The organism is Synergistaceae bacterium (genome assembly GCA_017443945.1).
Taxonomy (GTDB): domain Bacteria; phylum Synergistota; class Synergistia; order Synergistales; family Aminobacteriaceae; genus JAFUXM01.
Genome location: JAFSXS010000094.1, coordinates 1 through 19,514, shown reverse-complemented (window position 1 = coordinate 19,514; position 19,514 = coordinate 1). Strand labels below are relative to the sequence as shown.

Here is a 19,514-nt window from a genome sequence, read left to right as displayed (position 1 = left end):
GATGTCAACATCAACCCTTTCACCGGCCTTGACTGCTGCCGCTTTGGCCAACAGCCGGATAGCGTTGATCGTTGCTCCCCTCTTCCCGATTACTCGCCCCACGTCCTCATGGGCAACCCGAATCAGGATTTTATTTCCGCCTTCGCCTTCACTGCCTTCAACGCCGACTGACTCAGGCTGCGTTACTAGGTGTTTGACGATAAACTCTACAAGCTCTTTGTAATTGACCATTAAAGTGGCACCTCCTGTTTTATTCGCGGTCTACGATGAAATTAATAAATAAATAACAGGGGAAAAAATTTTACGCTTCCCTGTTCTTGAATTTGTCCCAGATTCCCTGCTTCTTTAAAAGCCCGCGCGCCGTGTCTGAAGGTAATGCACCGTTCTTCAGCCAACGTAAAGCCCGTTCTTCGTCGATATTAACAGATGCTGGATCCGTCATCGGATTATATGTCCCGATTAAGTCTATAAATTTACCGTCTCTCGGTGAACGCTCATCTGCTACTACTAATCTATAAAATGGGGCTTTTTTCCTGCCTTGACGCGACAAACGAATCTTTACCGCCATTCTTAGATGTGCACCTCCAATTTCATAAATTTTTTACCTGCCGAAACCAAATAAAGACTTGAGCTTCCTGACTCCCCCTGAACCTGACGAGAAACTTTTAAATAATTTCTTCATTTGTTCGTACTGGGCGAGCAGCTGATTTACCATTTGAACCGAAGTCCCCGACCCTTCTGCAATCCTGCGCCGTCGTGAGCCTTTAATAATTCTTGGGTTGATTCTCTCTTCGTGCGTCATTGATTGTATTATGGCCTTATTCTTGCGCAAAAGGCTTGAATCTGCGTCTTCAGCTCGAAAATTTTTTATCTTGTCAAGCCCCGGAATCATTCCTGCGATTTTATCGAGAGGCCCTAATTTTTCTAGCTGCTCAAATTGAGTTAATAGAGTCTCAAGATTAAATTGCTTGGCCATTTTTCCGGGAGTCTTTATCTCACTCTCGTTAATACCTGCTGCTTTAACTTTCTCGACGAGTCCTTGAATATCGCCCATTCCCATAATACGGCCGGCCATGCGTTCAGGATTAAAAATTTCCAGTGCGTCAGTGTTTTCGCCCATACCTGCAAATTTTACGGGGACTCCTGTTACAGCTCTGATAGCTAGTGCACTGCCTCCGCGCGCGTCTCCGTCCATTTTTGTGAGAATAAGTCCGGTTAAATTCAACAGCTCGTGAAAAGATTTTGCAGAATTGACAGCTTCTTGTCCCATCATTGAGTCAACTACTAAAATTTTCTCGTGAGGGGGCAATACTTCAGCGATTTTCTTTAATTCCGTCATTAATTCATCGTCAATATGGAGTCTTCCGGCTGTGTCAAGTATTATAACGTCGTTCATATGGGACTCTGCGTATTTTGCTGCACCTTTGACAACTTTTAGAACGTCTGACTCTTTTGTGTCGCCATAAAACGAAATTTTTGCGTTATCAGCTAGGACTCTTAATTGCTCGACAGCTGCGGGCCTTCTTAAATCGCAAGCTACAACTAAGGGATTATGCGAATCTTTGAGGAATCTAGCAAGTTTTACAGTTGTTGTTGTCTTGCCGGAACCTTGCAGACCTGCCATTAATATAACTGTCGGGGGCTTGGGTGAAATAATCAGAGGCACGCTTTTGCCCATCATTGAAATTAATTCTTCATATACAATAGCGGCTATTCTTTCATTTGCTGTGATAGACTGCAGGACTTCAAGACTTGACGCACGCTCGCGAATCTTTGCGATTAAATCTTTTGCGACTCTAAAATCAACATCAGCTTCAAGTAAAGATCTCCGCACTTCTCTTAATGCGTTATCAACGTCTTCAGGCGATAATTTGCCTTTGCTGCCTAATTTTGCGAAAACAGCCGATAATTTTTCCTTCAGCGTGTCGAACATGATTTAATTTCCCCCTTTCTGTAATAATAACTTTTCGCGCAATGATTCATTTTCCTGTTCAAGCTCCTTGATTCTTGACTCGAAATTGCGTGTAGTCTTTGCAAAATGTAAATCGCGTTCGAGATTATCAAGTTTCTTCATTATATTACGTGCAAGAACGTGAACAGCCTGCCGACTTATTCCGAGAACTTCTGCGGCCTCACTAAGAGTCAAATCACTGAAGCATAATGTCTCGTAAATTTTTCTTTGTCTCGCTGTCAATAAAGGCGAGTAGAAATCGTATAACAGGTTGAAATGTATCCTGCGCTTTAAAATATCGCTGTCGTTTTCTTCTGTCATGGTGAGATTATATTTAAATTTGCCCGTTGTTGTCAAGTAAATTTGCTTTACAGATTTTATATTTTTTGGGGAGTTATAATTTATTTATTGGCAATGAAATTACTTTATCGCATGAATTTATAGATGATAAACATTTTCGGAAAACTATTTTTTTCGCGCCCGTGCATATTCACAATTAGTGTACTAGCTATTCAAGTGTATACACAATTTCACGTTAATGTGAGATTCCAAAACTTTAAAATCTATGCGAAGTCAAAAGCTAAAAACTTGGTGCTGACTGTGCGTCAATGGCTGCTATTCAAGTGCATACACAATTTCACGCTAATGTGAGATTCCAAAACTTTAAAATCTATGCGAAGTCAAAAGCTAAAAACTTGGTGCTGACTGTGCGTCAATGGCTGCTGTTCAAGTGTATAACACAATTTCACGCTAATGTGAGATTCCAAAACTCAAAATCTATGCGAAGTCAAAAGCTAAAAACTTGGTGCTGACTGTGCGTCAATGGCTGCTGTTCAAGTGTATACACAATTTCACGTTAATGTGAGATTCCAAAACTTTAAAATCTATGCGAAGTCAAAAGCTAAAAACTTACTACCGATTGTGCGTCAATGGCTGCTGTTCAAGTGTATAACACAATTTCACGCTAATGTGAGATTCCACAACTCAAAATCTATGCGAAGTCAAAAGCTAAAAACTTTGTACCGATTGTGCCAAGTGCATTAAAAAATTTTTCTGCGCGAAATTAATGCAATAAAAAAATTTTATCGCGATAAAATAAACACACACAAAATATCACGTACAATTTTGGTATTAGTAAAAGTATTAGTAAAAACTTTTTCTTGGATTCAAATTTTCATGATGAGAAACTTTTTGTATTATACTATATAAATATTTTATTTCCAAAGGGTGATTATCATGCGTAAGAAATATTTTCGCGTCTTTCGATCTTTCCTGATCAGGTATAAAAGTCTTGGCGATATGGCACAGAATTTAACTATAGCTCACTATATAACTATAATTAGGGAAAAAAACTTAACGAGAAATACACAATAAGAGATATTCATTAAAGTCTTTCGAATTACGGGCAGGGAAAAAAACGGGTCGCACACATTTTGTCATAGCTTTCCGAAAATATTTAGTGTTTTCACTATAGTATAGAGTAGCGCGAATATTCAAGTTTTTGCAGAATATGACACATGATTTATTTTCCAACTACATATATTTTGCATTCGACAACTGAGTATTTTATTAATTCCTGCCTATCAGAAAAATTTATTAAAGTATTTCAGAAACGTGCATTTATAATTACAGACGGGGAAAAAGGCCTAGCAAAAACGCGAGAAAAAAACGGGTCTCACATATTTTGTCATAGCTTCCCGAAAAAATTTATTATACCATTACAGTGTTGTCGGAGATTCAGTTGACCGCACAGACAGAAGCAAAATTTTTCAACGAGGGAATCAGCAGTAAAAATTCACTTAGTTAGTAATTCTACCGTTATTGAAACAAGAAAAAAGGCGTATAATTTACACAATTTCATAAAACTATGAAAGGAGCGGAGCAAAATTCCTCTCCTTTTTTATATGTGAGAGTTATATAAATGACAATAGAAAATTTTTTAGCACAAATAGAATTAATTGTTACGAAATTGGGTTATGAATGCGTCCATGCCGGAATAAAAACGGAGTTCGGCCGCCTTAAGCTGCAAATATTAATTGACACTCTCGGAGGCATTAACGCGGGAGACTGCGAGCTTGTGTCGGGTCATGTAAATAAATTTCTCGACGCTAATCAGGATTTACCCGCACTCGATAACGGGCGTTATTATCTCGAAGTCAGTTCACCAGGCATAGAGAGACCATTATATAAAATCGCTGACTACATAAGATTTCAGGGACGCGAGGCAAGAGTCAGACTCAATGAATTACTTGACGGGCGAAAAACGTTCACGGGCGAAATTGTCAGCGCAGACGACTCACAAATAATTTTGCTCTGTGATGGGAAAAATATAAATATACCATTTGCAATTATTAAAGGAGGAAATTTAATTTTCAGGTTCGACGATGAAGAATCAAATAAGCCCAGCAAAAAACGAAACAGGAGGACAAAGAAATGAAGCTTGGCCGCAAGTTTATTGATGCTCTCGATACTCTTTCGGAAGAACGGGGGCTTGACGTAAATGTGATAATCTCGACTCTTGAGGCTGCTTTGTCATCAGCTTACAAGAAATATCAATCGGGAGAGCAAAATATAGAAATTACCATAGATCACGATTCGGGCGATATTCTCATAAATGAATTGCGCGATGTCGTAGATAAAGTAGAGGATAACGACACTCAAATAACTTTGCAGGACGCGAAAAGATACGACAAAGACGCTGAAATCGGCGGAACTATCAAAATCGAACGCAACCCGACTGACTTCGGACGAATAGCAGCTCAGACAGCAAGACAAGTTATCGCCCAGCGTTTACGAGACGAAGAACGAAAAGTAGTCTACACTGCATTTGCTGATAAAGTCGGCGAAATTGTAACCGGCACAGTTTACAAGAACGAAGGCGATCAAACAATTATACAGCTCAATGACAAGACCGACGCTGTGTTAGTTCGCAAAGAAAAAATACAGGGTGAACGCTATAATCTCGGTGCAAGCATGAAATTTTATGTGCTTGACGTGAAGAAATCAACGCGAGGCCCTAAAATAATGCTCTCTAGGACTCATCCGGGGTTATTGCGCAAATTAATGGAAGTTGAGATCCCCGAAATTCAGCAGGGCATTATCGAAATAAAAAGTATCGTACGTGATGGAGGAGCGCGCGCAAAAGTTTCTCTCTCGACATTAGATCCCAACGTTGACCCCGTCGGAGCTTGTGTCGGTAATGGAGGCGCACGAATTAAGGCCATCAGCAGCGCACTTAAAGGCGAAAAAATTGACGTTATTGTTTATGATGATGACCCGTTAAAATATATTTCTGCTGCGTTAGCTCCTGCACAGGTCGCAAGAGTTGAGCCCGTTTTAGATACTGAACGTTCGGCAGTTGCTTACGTTTATCCGGATCAATTATCGCTGGCAATAGGGAAGCTCGGACAAAATGTCAGACTCGCCGCAAAATTAACCGGTTGGAAGATTGACATTAAAGCCGTTGAGCCCGACAGAATGCCTACATTGAAAGATATTTTCCATGACGTATTCAACGACTAAGCATATACCGGCGAGATCTTGTGTAGTCTGCCGCGCAAAAGGGTCTAAACGCGATTTGATTCGTATTGTGAAGAGTCCCGACGGCCGCGCAGTAATTGATATTTCCGGCAAACTTCCGGGCAGAGGCTGTTATATCTGTCCGGATACTGAATGCATAGAACGCGCAATAAAATCAGGCACTCTAGCACGCTCACTCGGAATAAATGAGATTGACTCTTTATTCTGGGATGAACTGAGGGAACACTCGAAAAATTTTGCGCCTAACACGAAATTAAAACTTTGCTCGATTCTGGGACTCGCGAGGAAGTCAGGCACGTTATTAATCGGAGCTGACAAAATCGAAAGCTCAAAGCATAAAAATTTATTGATCGCTGCTGATGACTGCTCGGACGGAATAAAAAAATTTCTTGAATCAAAGCATGTGATTTTTCCCGGAATGAGCATTAAAGAATTATCGGAATCTGTAGGCTCTAAAGGCGGAGTACAAGTTATCGGGCTGCCGGTGAGCTCAGGTTTCGCGAAAAAAATTTGTTCACTATTAAATATTGAGAGGAGTATGCCATGTGAATAATAATAAGATAAGAATCTACGATTTAGCCAGAAAATTAAATAAATCCAACAAGGAATTATTAACAGTTTTGCAGCAGCTTGACGTACCTGTAAAATCGCACTCAAGCTCAATAGATGAAGATATAGCCCAAACTGTAGAGAATCTCATCAATGAGGCCAGCGCAGAAAAAACCGAACGAGCCGGCAAGACTTCTAAATCACAAGACAGATCACGAGACAGGGACAGGGATAGAGACAGACGACCGCAGAATAATCAAGAACGAAAACAAGAGAGGCCGGAAAAAATTTTACAGCCTTCACATAAACAAGACCGGCGCGAACAAAAATTTAATAAACCTCAACAGAAACCGAATACACCTGCTCCCGAAAAAAAGCCCGCACCAGCACCCGTTATCAAGCCTGAACCCGTCAAACCTCCTGTAAAACTTGAAGAACGCCCCCCGATTATTACAGTAATGGGACATGTAGATCACGGCAAAACAACTTTATTAGACAAAATAAGAAATGCAAGTGTCGCAGCTCATGAGGCAGGCGGAATTACTCAGCACATCGGAGCATATGTCGTCATGCAGGACAAGAAAAAAATTGTTTTCCTCGATACCCCCGGCCACGAGGCTTTTACAGCAATGAGAGCTAGAGGAGCAAATGTTACTGATATTGTAATTCTCGTTATCGGTGCTGATGATGGAGTAATGCCCCAAACACGTGAAGCAATCGCACACATTAAGGCCGCTGGAGTTCCCTTAGTCGTCGCAATAAATAAAATCGACAAGCAGGGCGCGAAACCTGATAGAGTCCGTCAGCAGTTGTCAGAAATGGGAATTTACACAGAGGGCTGGGGCGGTGATGTCGGAGCAGTAGAAATCTCGGCCAAGCAGGGAATCGGAGTCTCTGATTTACTCGAACGCGTTTTACTCGAAGCAGAAATGCAGGAACTCAAAGCTAATCCCAATGCATCGCCTGAAGGTGTAGTAATCGAAGCAAGACTCGACAAAGGCAAAGGCCCCGTCGCTACAGTAATCGTTAAAGAAGGCACACTCAAAGCAGGCGACATAATTTTATTTGACTCAACGTGGGGAAAAATCCGCGCTTTATTCGATTGGTCAGGCAAAGGAGTCAAAGAAGCTCCCCCAAGCACACCCGTTGAAATTTTAGGGCTCGTTGATGTACCTAATCCGGGCGAATCGTTTCGAGTTGTCAAGACAGATAAAGAAGCTAGAGACGCTATCGACGCAGCAAAAGTTTCTGAACGCGACTCAACCGGCGAAAATAAGAAAGCAAGTCTTGAAGATTTATACTCAAATTTGCAGGAGGGTCAATTACCGCACATAAATTTAGTTATCAAATGCGACGTGCAGGGATCTCTTGAAGCTCTCTGCGGTGTGCTTGAGAAATTAGCTACAAATGAAGTCGGAGTCTCAATCGTTCATCGCGGAGTCGGAAGAATCGCGGAAAGTGATGTAATGTTAGCGTCTGCATCGAATGCAATAATCATAGGCTTTAACGTCAGGCCCGACTCGAACGCAAAACGCATGGCAGAAGTAAACGGCGTAGAAATCAGAATCTATAATGTAATTTATGACGTAATAGACGAAATAAAAGCTGCTATGGGCGGATTATTGAAGCCAACTTTACGCGAGGAGTCATTAGGCGAAGTAGAAATCAGAAAAATTTTCAACGCTCCCAAAGTCGGCAGAATCGCAGGTTCTCACGTTACTAAAGGAGTCATTAAGCGCACTGCAAAAGTTAGAGTCATTCATGACGGCATTGTAATATGGGACGGGAAAATCGCATCATTGAGGCACGAGAAAGACGAGGCGCGCGAAATTCGTGCAGGGATGGACTGCGGGATCTGTCTCGAAGGCTTCCAAGATTTTAAAGAAGGCGATATTCTCGAAGTCTATGATGTAATAGAGGAGAAGAGATCTCTATAATGAGCAATAATTTACGCATGGCAAGAATTAACAAGCAGTTACAGCGCGAAATTGCTTTAATAATCGAGACCAGAGTCAAGAAATCAAGCGTGAAGGGAACAATCATAACCGGTGTTGAATGCAGCAAGGATTTAGAACGCGCAAAAGTTTTCTTCACGGCCTTAGAGTTTCGCAAATGTCCGGGAATTTTACGCGATTTGAACGAGATTAAGGGCGCAATAAGGGGCATGCTCGGTGAAAATATTAAATTACGCCGAGTCCCTGAACTTGAATTCTTTATTGACGGAAGCAGCGAATACGGCGCAAAAATTGACAGCATTCTTGATAAATTAGGACTGATTGATCATGACGCAGACGAAGAATTTATTTGAGGCTTCACGAGTCCTGAAAAAATTTCAGAACTGGGTTATATTTGCTCACAATAAGACCGACGGTGATGCAGCAGGTTCCGTCAGTGCATTATTTACGATGGGTCATAATCTCGGAAAAAATGTAAAGTGGCTCGGTGCTGACTTAGATTTGCCGCTGACTTATAAATTTTTAGCTAACACTGATAAATATATCTCGTGCGAAAAATTAGACTTTAACGAACCTGAAACGCTTTATATTTTCCTTGACTGCTCGAACGAGTTGCGCACATATATTAACGGCTTTGACTCCAGCAAAAATATTAATTCGCTGAATATCGATCATCACGAGGACAATACTTTTTTTGCGCAAATTAATTGTGTTGACGGCCGGGCTTCTTCAACGTGCGAAATGCTTTATAGAGTCTTCAAGTCCGATAACTGGCCGATAACGCGCGAGATAGCCGAGAGTCTTTACACGGGATTATTTACTGATACTGGAGGATTCAATTTTTCTAATACAGGGCCGGAGAGTCATTTAATGGCGGCTGATTTATTATTGTCGGGCGTGGATCCTGCGAGAATAAGCGATTTCATTATGCAGAACAAGACTCGGGCAAGTTTTAATTTATGGGCGAGGGCATTTGAGCGCGTGAAGATTCTTGATGAAATTTTTGCGGTCTCTTATTTGTCAGCTGATGATTTCAGGGAAACCGGCGCGAAATTAACTGATACAGAAGGGCTCCCAAGTACGTTAATGACTCTGAGAAATATAAAATTTGCTGTAATGATTCATGAAAGTTTTGACGGGCTTATCCGCGCAAGTTTTAGATCTCGTGAAGGAAGCCCATTCAACGCGGGAGAAGTCGCAAGATTATTCAACGGCGGAGGTCATGAACGTGCGGCAGGTGCGACTCTTGAAGGCTCATTAAATGAATTAGTTGACAGAATAGAAAATTTTTTGACGAGCAAATATCATGAATGCACTAGTACTGATTAACAAGCCTGTAAATATTCGCAGCACTCAATGTGTAGCAATGGTGAAAAAGCAGCTCGGAGGCTATAAAGTAGGTCATGCAGGAACACTTGACTCTACTGCGTCGGGGCTGCTGATTTTGCTTATTGACAAGGCGACGAGACTCAGCGGTTTTATTATGTCATTGCCGAAAGTTTATCGTGCTGTGATTCAATTCGGGAGCGAGACAGATACATGCGATTATTCGGGTGAAATTATTGAGTCGCGGGGCTTTGAGAATCTCGACGAAAAAATGTTACTTGACTCGTTATATAAATTTTCAGGCTGGAGAATGCAGAGTCCTCCGGAAATTTCAGCTGTCAAAATCGAAGGTAAGCCCGCATACAAGCTCGCCCGTTCAGGTCAGAGTCCCGAAATGAAAGCTCGTCCGGTTTTCTTTCGTGAGATAAATATAATTTCGCCCTATAACAGCGAGTCCGGCACGATTGAATTAGAAATTTCCTGCAGTAAAGGAACATATATAAGGAGTCTTGCGCGCGATCTCGGAAAAATCACAGGTTCAGGAGCTTACATTAAATCGCTTGTGAGAGTCTCGACCGGAAATTTTACGGTTAATGACGCAAACGAACTCGACGACAATTTTAAATTTACGCATTTAGACGAGCTTGCGAAAAATTATAATCGAATCTACATATCAGAACGCGACTCTAAAAGTTTTCTCAACGGTATGAGCATTTTACTTCGCAATAGTGAGAGAGTCTCTCAGGGCTTGGCCGTGATGAATAATATAATTTGTGTTGAGGGAGATTCTTTTATCGGGTTCGGGACTTACGCGGGCTATGATTATGTAAAGCCTTTAGTTACTGTCATGAAAGAGTGATCACGCAAAAATGTTAGTTACAATCGGAGCATTTGACGGTTTTCACAAGGGGCATGACGAACTATTAAATATCTGCGCTCGCAATTCTATAAATAATGACTGGGCTGTAATCTCGTTTTCACCTCATCCGGCGGAATATCTGCGGAAAATTAAGCATTCTTTATTTTCACTCAATGAGCGCGAGTTAATCAGGCAATTTTTGAACGTTCCTAATATGTTTATTTTACGCTTTGACGATGAATTAAGAAATTTGACACCGTTAGAGTTCTGGCAGTTGATTCGCGAAAAATTTAACGTTGACGGTCTTGTAATGGGGAGCGATTTTCATTTTGGGCGCGATAATTCAGGAAGTGCAGAGACTTTAAAGCAGCTTGCAGAATCCGACAGAATCAACAAAATTTTTATAGCCGGACTCCTGCAAAAAAATATATATTCGAGTTCACTTGTGCGCAAAAAAATTTATCAGGGCGATATTGACAGCGCAAATAAAATTTTAGGTTACCCGTTTTTCATGATTGGTGAAGTAATTGCAGGTAATCAACGAGGCCGGACGATGAATTATCCTACAGCAAATTTGAAGATTCCAGCAAATAAAATCGTGCCTCCATACGGCGTTTATTCTGTTAGTGTGCTTGTGAATGAAAAATTTTATCCCGGTGCTTTGTCAATCAGCAATAACCCGACATTTAATGACGTGAGCGGGACAAGAATCGAGACTCATATATTAGATTTTGCAGAAAATATTTATGGTCAGGAGATAATTATTTTTTTGCTCGACAAGGTGCGGGATATAAAAATTTTTCCGGATAAAGACGCGTTAACGGCGCAGATAAATAATGACGTAATAGAATGCAGAAAAATTTATAATGAAGCAATAAAAGATTTTGACACAAGAAATTTTCTCGAACGCTCACGGGAAATATATATAGCAAGTGATTTGCAAGTTGAGATAATAAATTTAGCAGGAAGGTTGAATAAATGAACTTAATAGATTCACATTGTCATATAAATTCGCAAGAGTTGAGGCTTGATTCTCGTGCAGTTATTTCACGTGCAAGAGACGCAGGAGTCAAAAAATTTATGAATGTCGGCTGTGATTTCGAGGATAGCTGCGAGGCTGCTGCAATGGCTCACGATTTCGCACAGTTCGGGTTATACGCTTCTGTCGGGATTCATCCGCATGAGTCCGGGCGTTATAATCAAGTCCCCGAAGAATTTAGCGCGCTCATAAAGAATGAAAGAGTCTGTGCTGTCGGAGAAATCGGCCTTGACTATCATTATAATCATTCAAGCAGAGAGGATCAGCATAAAATGTTTTCTTTGCAGCTCGAATTTGCAGCACGTGAAAATATGCCGGTCATTCTTCACATTAGAGAGGCCATGCACGACGCTATGAATATTTTACGCGATTATAGGAATCTCAAATTATTATTTCACTGTTACAGCGGCGGACTTGAATATCTTGATGAAGTCTTGAGCTTTGACTCTATGTGCGCGTTCGGGGGTGCTTTGACTTGGCCGGGCAAAAACGGTGATGAATTGCGCGAAGTCTTTAAACGTGTTCCGATTCATAATATTTTGCTTGAGACTGATTGTCCGTACATGGCTCCGGCTCCTTTTCGCGGGAAAATAAACGAACCTGCTTATATAAAATATGTATACGACAAAGCAGCAGAGATAAAAAATTTGGATATTTCAGATTTAGCTAATAGAATCGAAATCAACGCAAAAAATTTCTTTAACTGGGAGTGATTGATAACTTGTTTGAATTTAGAATCATAGCTGAATGCAGCAAAACAGGAGCCCGCGCAGGAGAATTAATTACACCTCACGGAATAATAAAGACTCCCGTTTTTATGCCGGTCGGGACTCTTGCGACTGTAAAATCTATGTCAGTGCGCGAACTTGAGGAAATAAACTCGCAAATAATTCTTGGCAACACCTACCATTTATATTTACGTCCGGGAAATGAAATAATCGGGAAGGCCGGCGGTTTACATAAATTTATGAATTGGAATCGTCCCATTTTAACGGACAGCGGCGGATTTCAAGTTTTCTCACTCGCCAAACTGCAAAAAATTACGGACGAAAATGTTTTATGCCGTTCTCACATTGACGGATCGCAATTAATTATGTCGCCTGAATGGTCGATGAAATTTCAAGGCGTATTAGGTTCTGACATAACGATGTGCTTTGACCAGTGCTGCGAATTTCCCGCGAGTCATGACAAGGCAGAAGAGGCAGTAAGGCGCACAACTTTATGGGCTGAACGTTCAAAAGAATTTTTCTCGCGCAATAATGACCCGTCAAAACAGGCGTTATTCGGAATCGTTCAAGGCAGCATTTATGACGATTTACGCGAACGAAGCGCAAAAGAAATAACAAATCTTGATTTTCCCGGTTATGCAATCGGGGGACTCTCTGTCGGCGAGACTCACGCAGAAATGTATCATTCTTTAGATCTGCTGAATAATTTAATGCCGCGCAATAAACCTCGTTACTTAATGGGTGTTGGCTATCCGTTAAATATCGTCGAAGGAATTTCGCGCGGTGTTGATATGTTTGACTGCGTAATGCCGACCCGCAACGGCCGTACAGGGACATTATTTATTTCGTCAGGACGCATTAACATGAGAGGCAAGACTCACGCTGATGAATTTTTCCCGTTAGACCCTGAGTGCGACTGCTACACATGCAAAAATTTCACTCGTGCATATTTACGGCATTTATCAATTTGCGGGGAGATTCTCGGCGCGCGTTTAAATTCGTGGCATAATTTACGCTTTACAATTAGAATCGCAGAACAGGCGCGTGAAGCAATTATCGCCGGTAAATTTCCTGAATTTCTCGAAAGTTTTATAGCAAAATTTCATGATGACCCAAATATTGACCCTCGATAAATGGAATCCTGAACGCGAAAAAATTTTATCGGCTGCAAATGTAATTAATTGCGGGGGACTCGTTGCTTTTCCAACTGAAACTGTATACGGACTCGGTGCAGACGCTTTGAATCCTGATTCAGTCAGCAAAATTTATCTCGCAAAGGGCAGACCGTCGGACAATCCTTTAATTTTACACGTCAGCAGCATATCTCAAGCCGAGTCGCTCGTTTATATGAATGACATAGCAAGAAAGCTCGCAAAAATTTTCTGGCCGGGACCTTTGACTCTAGTTTTACCCGCAAAAAATATAGTCCCGTTACAGACTCGCGGAGGTTTAAGCACTGCTGCTGTTAGAATGCCTGATAATAATATTGCTTTGTCATTGATTGAGAGTGCAAATACTCCCATTGCTGCACCAAGTGCAAATTTAAGCGGACGGCCAAGCCCGACAGATTCAGAAAGCGTTTATAATGACATGAACGGGAGAATTGATTTGATTCTTGACGGAGGCAGAACAGGAGTCGGACTCGAGTCTACTGTAATTGATGTAAGCAGCTCCGAAAAAATTTTATTGCTTCGTCCGGGCGGTTTATCGCGTGAATTAATCGAATCAGAAATAAATATGACTCTCGGCGTACCTGACTCGAACAGCGCTAAGAGATCCCCCGGCACAAGATACAGACATTATGCGCCTTCTATACCAGTTAAAATTTTATGCGAGTCAGAAATTTATGATTCAAATTCGGGCTTTATGGGAATTAATGAGCCTGCTAACAACTTTGCAGAGAAAATAATATTTGATTCACCCGAAAATTTTGCACATGGTTTATTTGCAGGTTTCCGGGAGCTTGAGTCTCATAATCTCTCGTGCATTGTTGTAGAATGGCCGCGCGATAATTCCGGAATAAATGAGGCTCTGCGCGACAGAATAAAACGAGCTGCCAATAAAACGTAATAAATGATGAAAAGCTGAATTAAATTTGTATAATAATATATACTTAATCGGAAGGAGTAAAGGCGAAAAAATATGAACTGGATAATTTTAGCGTTGACCTTAGGCGCGTCGATAACTTCAATAATTCATGGAGTGTTTATGTTGTTCGGCTCGCTGTCAATTACGGGAGGGCCTCTTGTTGGTATGCCGTCTACTCTGCTTGCGAGTCTTCCTATTGCTGCGGCTGTTTTTGCTTTAATTGGGGGCATTATCGCATTCAATCAAAGCAAATGGGGAGCGTTATTTTTGCTCTTGGCTGCCGGAATCTGCACAGCTGCACGGGATACTTGGTTATATGCGGGGATTTATGTTTTTGCGGGCTTGTTCTGCTTCTTCCTGAAAAAAAGGCAGGACGACTACAGAGACATTTACGACGATGATTATGATGAAGAGGACTCAAACCCTGATGGACGAGGCTACACAGAAGGCGAAGAATTTTTTTACGACGACGACAGCAGCGACGATTTCAGGCCTTCAACCCCGTTAAATAATAGCGTAAATCTTGACACACTTGACGACGGCGAAAGACTCGACAATTTTCAACCAGCAAGCCAGCCGCCAGCCCAGCCGCCAAAATTGCGTATAAGAAGCTCGAAAACTTGTCCAACATGCGGAATGACTGTCGCACGTGACGCAAAATTTTGTTCTTCCTGCGGGACTAAATTATTTGTCATGAACGATCTTAGCGCAAATAGTAATAATCAAGTCCCTGATATAATAAATAAGCCTCAGAATGATTTTACCGCAGTACCAGAACCGCAGCACGAACCAGAAAACGTAAGCAATACTGTAAATATAAATATGAATGATGGTGATGAAATGAGCAGTGCAGGAGCTTTACCTAATTACAGAGTGTTAGTCAACCCCGGCCGTAATAACAGATATAATTCACGGCATGACCCCGAAGAAGCTGCATCGTCGTATCAGGAATTTAGCAGCTCTAAATACACAAAACGCGGCAAAAACCGCAGGCGTTCACCTTTTAAGCGCATATTCGGAATATTATTATTAGTCGGCGCAGTAGGAGGAGCATTATATTTCTTGCTGAGTCTCCGCAAACTTCCGCCCGGAGATTTGCCGCCTATGGTAAGACCCGAAGTAATTCCCCAGCCTCAAAGACGGCAGCACAACCCTTCAGCGTCTGAAGATATAAGCATAGCTCAGCCAGTTGAAAATGTTGTAGTAACTGAAAATATTTTGCCGAATTTCACTCCAGATAGAACGCCTAAATCAGGAGTTATTACAGGAAACGGAGTCAATATCCGCGCAGATCACTCGACAAGTTCAGCAAGAGTAACACGACTTAGCAACGGCTCAAGAGTCGAAGTCTTTGACTCATGGACTGGCAGATCCGGAAATCTTAACGGCACTTGGTATCACATCAGAACTAATAATCGTGAAGGCTGGGTCTATGGTCAATATATGCAACCAATAGGAGGCGGCCTCCCTCAAGGTTATTCTAATGCGCTGATAAAATCTTTCGGAAGCAACAAGAATCAATTAATTGAATCTCTCGGACAACCGACAAGAAGCTCTAACACGTCAGCAGAATGGCCGGGACTCACTGTTTCATTCAGGGGCGATGACATAACAAGAGTAAGAATCACTCAGGCCAAGCACGAACTACAAAACGGCCTCAAAGTGGGAATGAGTCAGACGGCATTACTTCAAATTATGGGCTATCCTTCAAGCATGAGCAATCGAGTCATGAATTACAACGAGGGAAGCACTACAGGTTTAAGCGTTCAGTTAGACCGCAATAATTCTATAACGTCAATTACAGTTAATGAAGTAAGATAATAACAATACGCAAGAAAAAGCCCTCTGATGATGAGTCAGGGGGCAAAATTTTTTCACGTAAATCACTCACAGCGCAGTTAATTTATCGCGCGAATACGTTCGTTCCGCCCACCCGCCCACCCGTTTTGAAGGGGTAGCGCGAATACGCAAAAGTTTATTCTCTCATCTCACGCAAAGCACTAATCGCAAACGGTACAGCAATTAACAGCGTCAAAGCGTCGGCATTCGGCTGTGCCATCGCAATCCCAGTTAATCCTAAAAATTTACGCCCGAAATGTAACGCAAGCGCAAACATAAAGCCTTGACGGGAAGCAGCTAATATACTCGCTCTAAGAGTCTTTCTCGTACTTTGCAGAAACATATTAGTAATCGTTACAAATCCAACAGTCGTATAAATATAGCACTCATAACGTAAAGCCCTCGCACCTAACGCAATTAAATCCGGGTCATCAGGCCTGAATAACGCTATAACATTTTCTGCAAAAATAAACCCAGTCAGACTCACAAACAAACAATAACAACTTGTAATCATGACAGAAAATTTAAATGCACGCTTGACTCTGTCAAATTTCTTAGCTCCGAAATTAAACGCGCACACCGGTTGAAAGCCTTGACCGAATCCGAGCACCATCGCTGTAGAAAATAGCACGACTCTAGCTACAACAGATAATGCTGCAATCGCTAAATCTCCGTAAAAACCTGCTAATTGATTCATGTATGCAACTGAAATACTTGCAAGCCCCTGACGACCTAATGAAGGCAAGCCCCCTGCTGTAATTTCACGATAAATTTCTATGCTTGGCCTAAAATTTGAAATCTTTAACGGAGTCTGATCCCCTTTTTCCGTGAGCCTTACAAGAATTATAAAGCTGATAAACTGCGCAATCATCGTAGCGAGTGAAGCCCCTGCAACCCCCATATCAAGCACAAATATAAATATCGGATCAAGAATTATATTTAATCCCGCACCGATTGTGATTCCCGTCATGCCCATCCACGCATTACCCTGAAAACGCATTTGATTATTCATCACAAACGAACTCATTATTAACGGCGTTCCCAGCAAAATGTATCTGAAATATTTTCGCGCATAGGGCATAATAGTTTCAGTTGAACCTAATAACTTTAATAGCTCGTCCATCCAGATAAAGCCCGCACACGCGATTAATGCTCCGACAATCAACACAGAATAAAACCCGGTTGAGGCTGCAATTTCCGCGATATTTCTATTTTTTGCGCCTAATGAACGTGATATAAATGTCGCGCTCCCTTGCCCGAAGAAAAATGCTATTGCCTGAATAAATGCCATGTACGAGAACACTATACCCACTGCAGCAGGGGATTGAATATCGAGTCTCGCAACAAAAAAAGTGTCCGCCATATTGTAAATTGCACTTATCATCATAGTTACTATAGAGGGCACTGCAAGACGACACACAAGACTCTCGACCGGCTGAGTCGTCATCAACAAAAATTTTTTATCCTGTTCATTTGCTTTATTCTGCATTAAAATATTTCTCCTGTGCTAATATGAATTGACTCATTATAACAAGTAATTTAATGATATAATCAACGCAAATTTAAAATTTTAGACTTGAAAAAAGGGGTTGACTTGATTGATTCATGATAAAATCTGAATCTTTCAATAGTTGACGATTATGAATAAATATTCTGGAATAATAAGAACTTTACTAGCGTTTACACAGGCAGCCATTGACGCGTTTTTGTATTGGCTGAGTTTTTTATTAGTCGTGTCAATATGGTTCACGCAAAATAACCCGGCGGGCTTCTCATTTGAAGTAAAAGCGTTCTTTATTGGGACTGTGCTGGCTGTCTTCTACTTCAATTCATTATACGACTTCAAGAACTGGATTATCTGGGACGAACTCGAGACAATTCTAAAATCTGCCGTACTTGTTTTACTCGTGATAGCTTTATATCTTTATTCGCAAAAATTTGATATTTCGAGATTTATTATAGTTGTAAGCATTATTATATTTGTGCCGTTGTGCCTGTTAGCGCGTTACTTGTTCCGGAGAATTTTATTTGCTGCCGGGATTCTATCGACTAACATTATAATATTAGGAGCAGGCCGGGCGGGTGAAATTTTCGCGAAAACTATAATCTCACACCCCTTCACAGCTTGCAAAGTAATAGGCTTTCTCGACGATGACAAGAATAAACAAGGAAAAATTATCGCAGGTTTCAAAGTTTTGGGCAGACTTGAAGACTTTGAGACAATTTATAATCAGTACAGAATCGATGAAGCAGCAGTCGCAATTTCTACAGCATCAAGAAAATTATTAACTCACATTTTAGACATTGTAGAATTTCAGGTCAGGCAAGTTCATTATATCCCAGATATGTATATGCTTACGACTTTTTCGGCCTCGATTAAGGACGTTGACGGAATGCCCGTAATATCAGCCTCGCAGGGACTATTAAACCCGTTTAACCGCGTGATAAAAAATTTAATTGACTATATCGGCGCATTGACTGCAATTATAATTTTCTCGCCGGTCATGATTATTACAGCGTTGATAATAAAATTTAGGCGCAAAGACTCTATTTTCTGCACACAAAAGCGGGTCGGCTGGAAAACGAAACATTTTAGAATCTACAAATTTCGTGCTGCAAGAAATACGAAAACGGGAAAATTTTTATTACGCTTCAATATTGATGAACTCCCGCAATTATTTAATGTCTTACGCGGAGAAATGAGTCTTGTCGGGCCTCATCCGTTAATTCAGAAAGATGTAGATTTAATTTACGGTGATTATATTGCACAAAAAATTTATGCAGTTAAACCTGGTTTGACTGGCTTATGGCAGGTCAGCAGAAGTAACAGCAAAGATAAATACATCCGGCGCGAAATGAATTTATATTATATTCGCAATTGGTCTGTGTGGCTTGATATAGTAATTCTCATTAAGACAATTTATATAATATTCTCGAAAAAAGGGGCTTATTAATGCCAAGTGATTACGTCATAAAATCGTCGGGCGTTATATTATTTCGCAAAAGTTACGGCGAGAATACTTTATGGACAAAACTTTTTTTGAAGGAGTACGGAATAATTACAGCGACAATGCCTACAGCCGGCAAAAATAGTTTCGGAGGAGATTCAGAGCCGTTTTGCTGGGGAACCTTCGCACTTAAACGCAAGCCCAAAGGGAAAAATTACAGAGTCGAAGATATTGACATCTACGAAGATATGTTAAATATTCGCAAAGCACCTGACACGATATTAACGGCGTTCAAATGGTCAAAAGCTGTATTAAAATATTTATTGGACGATCAGCCCGACAATGATTTATTAGCAAATTTATACTGGAACATGAAATTATTATGTGAAAAAATTGTGCCTGCAGACGCGTCTGACTGGAGATTTATATGGAATTGGCTTAATTTATGGGGTATTGCACCTGACATTATGCAATTTTGCAGTACAAAAAATTTCAACCGCGACGAGACTATTTTACTTGCGCAATTAACTAAGGTTGACACAAAAAATGTGATAAAAATTTTTTCCTCCCCATTAAGTAATAATATCCGCAAAAATATTTTCAAGTACGCAGCTGAGTCCGCGTATAAATTCCTGAATGAGAAATAAACCCCTCTGATGTGCAAATAAGCCGCCGCTGAACAGGGTGGGTGG

The 19,514-nt window shown here is 41.0% G+C and carries 19 protein-coding genes; 14 read left to right on the top strand and 5 right to left on the bottom strand.

Annotation, left to right across the window (positions count from 1 at the left end; translation table 11 throughout):
* The 4 genes from IJT21_09795 to IJT21_09780 form a co-directional block, all read right to left on the bottom strand.
* Positions 1-231: KH domain-containing protein (locus IJT21_09795; protein MBQ7578541.1), on the bottom strand; the 231-nt coding region annotated here is incomplete at its 3' end.
* 70 nt (positions 232-301) lie between these two features.
* Entirely contained in the window at positions 302-568 is a 267-nt protein-coding gene (gene rpsP / locus IJT21_09790; GenBank protein MBQ7578540.1) for a 30S ribosomal protein S16, read from the bottom strand.
* Positions 569-601: 33 nt separating this feature from the next.
* Entirely contained in the window at positions 602-1,933 is a 1,332-nt protein-coding gene (ffh, locus tag IJT21_09785) for a signal recognition particle protein (protein ID MBQ7578539.1), read from the bottom strand.
* A 3-nt stretch (positions 1,934-1,936) separates the two neighbouring features.
* A complete protein-coding gene (locus IJT21_09780; GenBank protein ID MBQ7578538.1) occupies positions 1,937-2,308 on the bottom strand; it encodes a DNA-binding protein in 372 nt (123 codons plus the stop codon).
* Positions 2,309-3,872: 1,564 nt separating this feature from the next.
* Between IJT21_09780 and IJT21_09775 the strand changes: the two genes are divergently transcribed.
* From IJT21_09775 to IJT21_09720, 12 genes are all read left to right on the top strand, one after another.
* Entirely contained in the window at positions 3,873-4,388 is a 516-nt protein-coding gene (locus tag IJT21_09775; protein MBQ7578537.1) for a ribosome maturation factor RimP, read from the top strand.
* Positions 4,385-5,473, top strand: a complete 1,089-nt coding sequence (gene nusA, locus IJT21_09770) for a transcription termination/antitermination protein NusA (GenBank protein MBQ7578536.1) — start codon at positions 4,385-4,387, stop codon at positions 5,471-5,473. The genes IJT21_09775 and nusA overlap by 4 nt, the downstream gene beginning before the upstream one ends.
* Positions 5,454-6,044, top strand: coding sequence for a DUF448 domain-containing protein (locus IJT21_09765; protein MBQ7578535.1), 591 nt, complete (start codon positions 5,454-5,456; stop codon positions 6,042-6,044). Before nusA ends, IJT21_09765 begins: the two co-directional genes overlap by 20 nt.
* Complete coding sequence (infB, locus tag IJT21_09760) at positions 6,037-7,977, top strand: translation initiation factor IF-2 (GenBank protein MBQ7578534.1); 1,941 nt, start codon at positions 6,037-6,039, stop codon at positions 7,975-7,977. The genes IJT21_09765 and infB overlap by 8 nt, the downstream gene beginning before the upstream one ends.
* Entirely contained in the window at positions 7,977-8,348 is a 372-nt protein-coding gene (gene rbfA / locus IJT21_09755) for a 30S ribosome-binding factor RbfA (protein ID MBQ7578533.1), read from the top strand. Before infB ends, rbfA begins: the two co-directional genes overlap by 1 nt.
* Entirely contained in the window at positions 8,323-9,324 is a 1,002-nt protein-coding gene (locus tag IJT21_09750) for a bifunctional oligoribonuclease/PAP phosphatase NrnA (GenBank protein MBQ7578532.1), read from the top strand. Before rbfA ends, IJT21_09750 begins: the two co-directional genes overlap by 26 nt.
* On the top strand, positions 9,302-10,180 hold the full coding sequence (gene truB / locus IJT21_09745) for a tRNA pseudouridine(55) synthase TruB (protein ID MBQ7578531.1): 879 nt from the start codon (positions 9,302-9,304) through the stop codon (positions 10,178-10,180). The genes IJT21_09750 and truB overlap by 23 nt, the downstream gene beginning before the upstream one ends.
* Positions 10,181-10,190: 10 nt before the next feature.
* Positions 10,191-11,162: a riboflavin biosynthesis protein RibF gene (gene ribF / locus IJT21_09740; GenBank protein MBQ7578530.1), complete on the top strand. Its 972-nt coding sequence runs from the start codon at positions 10,191-10,193 to the stop codon at positions 11,160-11,162.
* Complete coding sequence (locus tag IJT21_09735) at positions 11,159-11,932, top strand: TatD family hydrolase (protein MBQ7578529.1); 774 nt, start codon at positions 11,159-11,161, stop codon at positions 11,930-11,932. Before ribF ends, IJT21_09735 begins: the two co-directional genes overlap by 4 nt.
* An 8-nt stretch (positions 11,933-11,940) precedes the next feature.
* On the top strand, positions 11,941-13,080 hold the full coding sequence (tgt, locus tag IJT21_09730; GenBank protein ID MBQ7578528.1) for a tRNA guanosine(34) transglycosylase Tgt: 1,140 nt from the start codon (positions 11,941-11,943) through the stop codon (positions 13,078-13,080).
* A complete protein-coding gene (locus IJT21_09725) occupies positions 13,052-14,017 on the top strand; it encodes a threonylcarbamoyl-AMP synthase (protein MBQ7578527.1) in 966 nt (321 codons plus the stop codon). Before tgt ends, IJT21_09725 begins: the two co-directional genes overlap by 29 nt.
* A gap of 72 nt (positions 14,018-14,089) precedes the next feature.
* Complete coding sequence (locus tag IJT21_09720; GenBank protein MBQ7578526.1) at positions 14,090-15,856, top strand: SH3 domain-containing protein; 1,767 nt, start codon at positions 14,090-14,092, stop codon at positions 15,854-15,856.
* A gap of 154 nt (positions 15,857-16,010) precedes the next feature.
* On the opposite strand, the gene IJT21_09715 is transcribed toward IJT21_09720, so the two are convergent.
* A complete protein-coding gene (locus IJT21_09715; protein ID MBQ7578525.1) occupies positions 16,011-17,363 on the bottom strand; it encodes an MATE family efflux transporter in 1,353 nt (450 codons plus the stop codon).
* A 151-nt stretch (positions 17,364-17,514) separates the two neighbouring features.
* Here IJT21_09715 and IJT21_09710 point away from each other — a divergent pair, with 151 nt between their 5' ends.
* Both IJT21_09710 and IJT21_09705 read left to right on the top strand, forming a co-directional pair.
* Positions 17,515-18,828 carry a sugar transferase gene (locus IJT21_09710; GenBank protein MBQ7578524.1) on the top strand — a complete coding sequence of 438 codons (1,314 nt, stop codon included), beginning with the start codon at positions 17,515-17,517 and terminating at the stop codon, positions 18,826-18,828.
* Complete coding sequence (locus IJT21_09705) at positions 18,828-19,469, top strand: recombination protein O N-terminal domain-containing protein (GenBank protein MBQ7578523.1); 642 nt, start codon at positions 18,828-18,830, stop codon at positions 19,467-19,469. The genes IJT21_09710 and IJT21_09705 overlap by 1 nt, the downstream gene beginning before the upstream one ends.
* Positions 19,470-19,514: the final 45 nt, after the last annotated feature.

Bases quoted from the DNA above. Each gene is read 5' to 3' on its own strand.
- IJT21_09720 (MBQ7578526.1), top strand. From the start codon at position 14,090: ATGAACTGGATAATTTTAGCGTTGACCTTAGGCGCGTCGATAACTTCA.
- IJT21_09750 (MBQ7578532.1), top strand. From the start codon at position 8,323: ATGACGCAGACGAAGAATTTATTTGAGGCTTCACGAGTCCTGAAAAAA.
- IJT21_09725 (MBQ7578527.1), top strand. From the start codon at position 13,052: ATGATGACCCAAATATTGACCCTCGATAAATGGAATCCTGAACGCGAA.
- rbfA (MBQ7578533.1), top strand. From the start codon at position 7,977: ATGAGCAATAATTTACGCATGGCAAGAATTAACAAGCAGTTACAGCGC.
- IJT21_09765 (MBQ7578535.1), top strand. From the start codon at position 5,454: ATGACGTATTCAACGACTAAGCATATACCGGCGAGATCTTGTGTAGTC.
- nusA (MBQ7578536.1), top strand. From the start codon at position 4,385: ATGAAGCTTGGCCGCAAGTTTATTGATGCTCTCGATACTCTTTCGGAA.
- IJT21_09735 (MBQ7578529.1), top strand. From the start codon at position 11,159: ATGAACTTAATAGATTCACATTGTCATATAAATTCGCAAGAGTTGAGG.
- truB (MBQ7578531.1), top strand. From the start codon at position 9,302: ATGAATGCACTAGTACTGATTAACAAGCCTGTAAATATTCGCAGCACT.
- IJT21_09715 (MBQ7578525.1), bottom strand. From the start codon at position 17,363: ATGCAGAATAAAGCAAATGAACAGGATAAAAAATTTTTGTTGATGACG.
- ribF (MBQ7578530.1), top strand. From the start codon at position 10,191: ATGTTAGTTACAATCGGAGCATTTGACGGTTTTCACAAGGGGCATGAC.
- IJT21_09705 (MBQ7578523.1), top strand. From the start codon at position 18,828: ATGCCAAGTGATTACGTCATAAAATCGTCGGGCGTTATATTATTTCGC.
- IJT21_09775 (MBQ7578537.1), top strand. From the start codon at position 3,873: ATGACAATAGAAAATTTTTTAGCACAAATAGAATTAATTGTTACGAAA.
- IJT21_09710 (MBQ7578524.1), top strand. From the start codon at position 17,515: ATGAATAAATATTCTGGAATAATAAGAACTTTACTAGCGTTTACACAG.
- rpsP (MBQ7578540.1), bottom strand. From the start codon at position 568: ATGGCGGTAAAGATTCGTTTGTCGCGTCAAGGCAGGAAAAAAGCCCCA.
- ffh (MBQ7578539.1), bottom strand. From the start codon at position 1,933: ATGTTCGACACGCTGAAGGAAAAATTATCGGCTGTTTTCGCAAAATTA.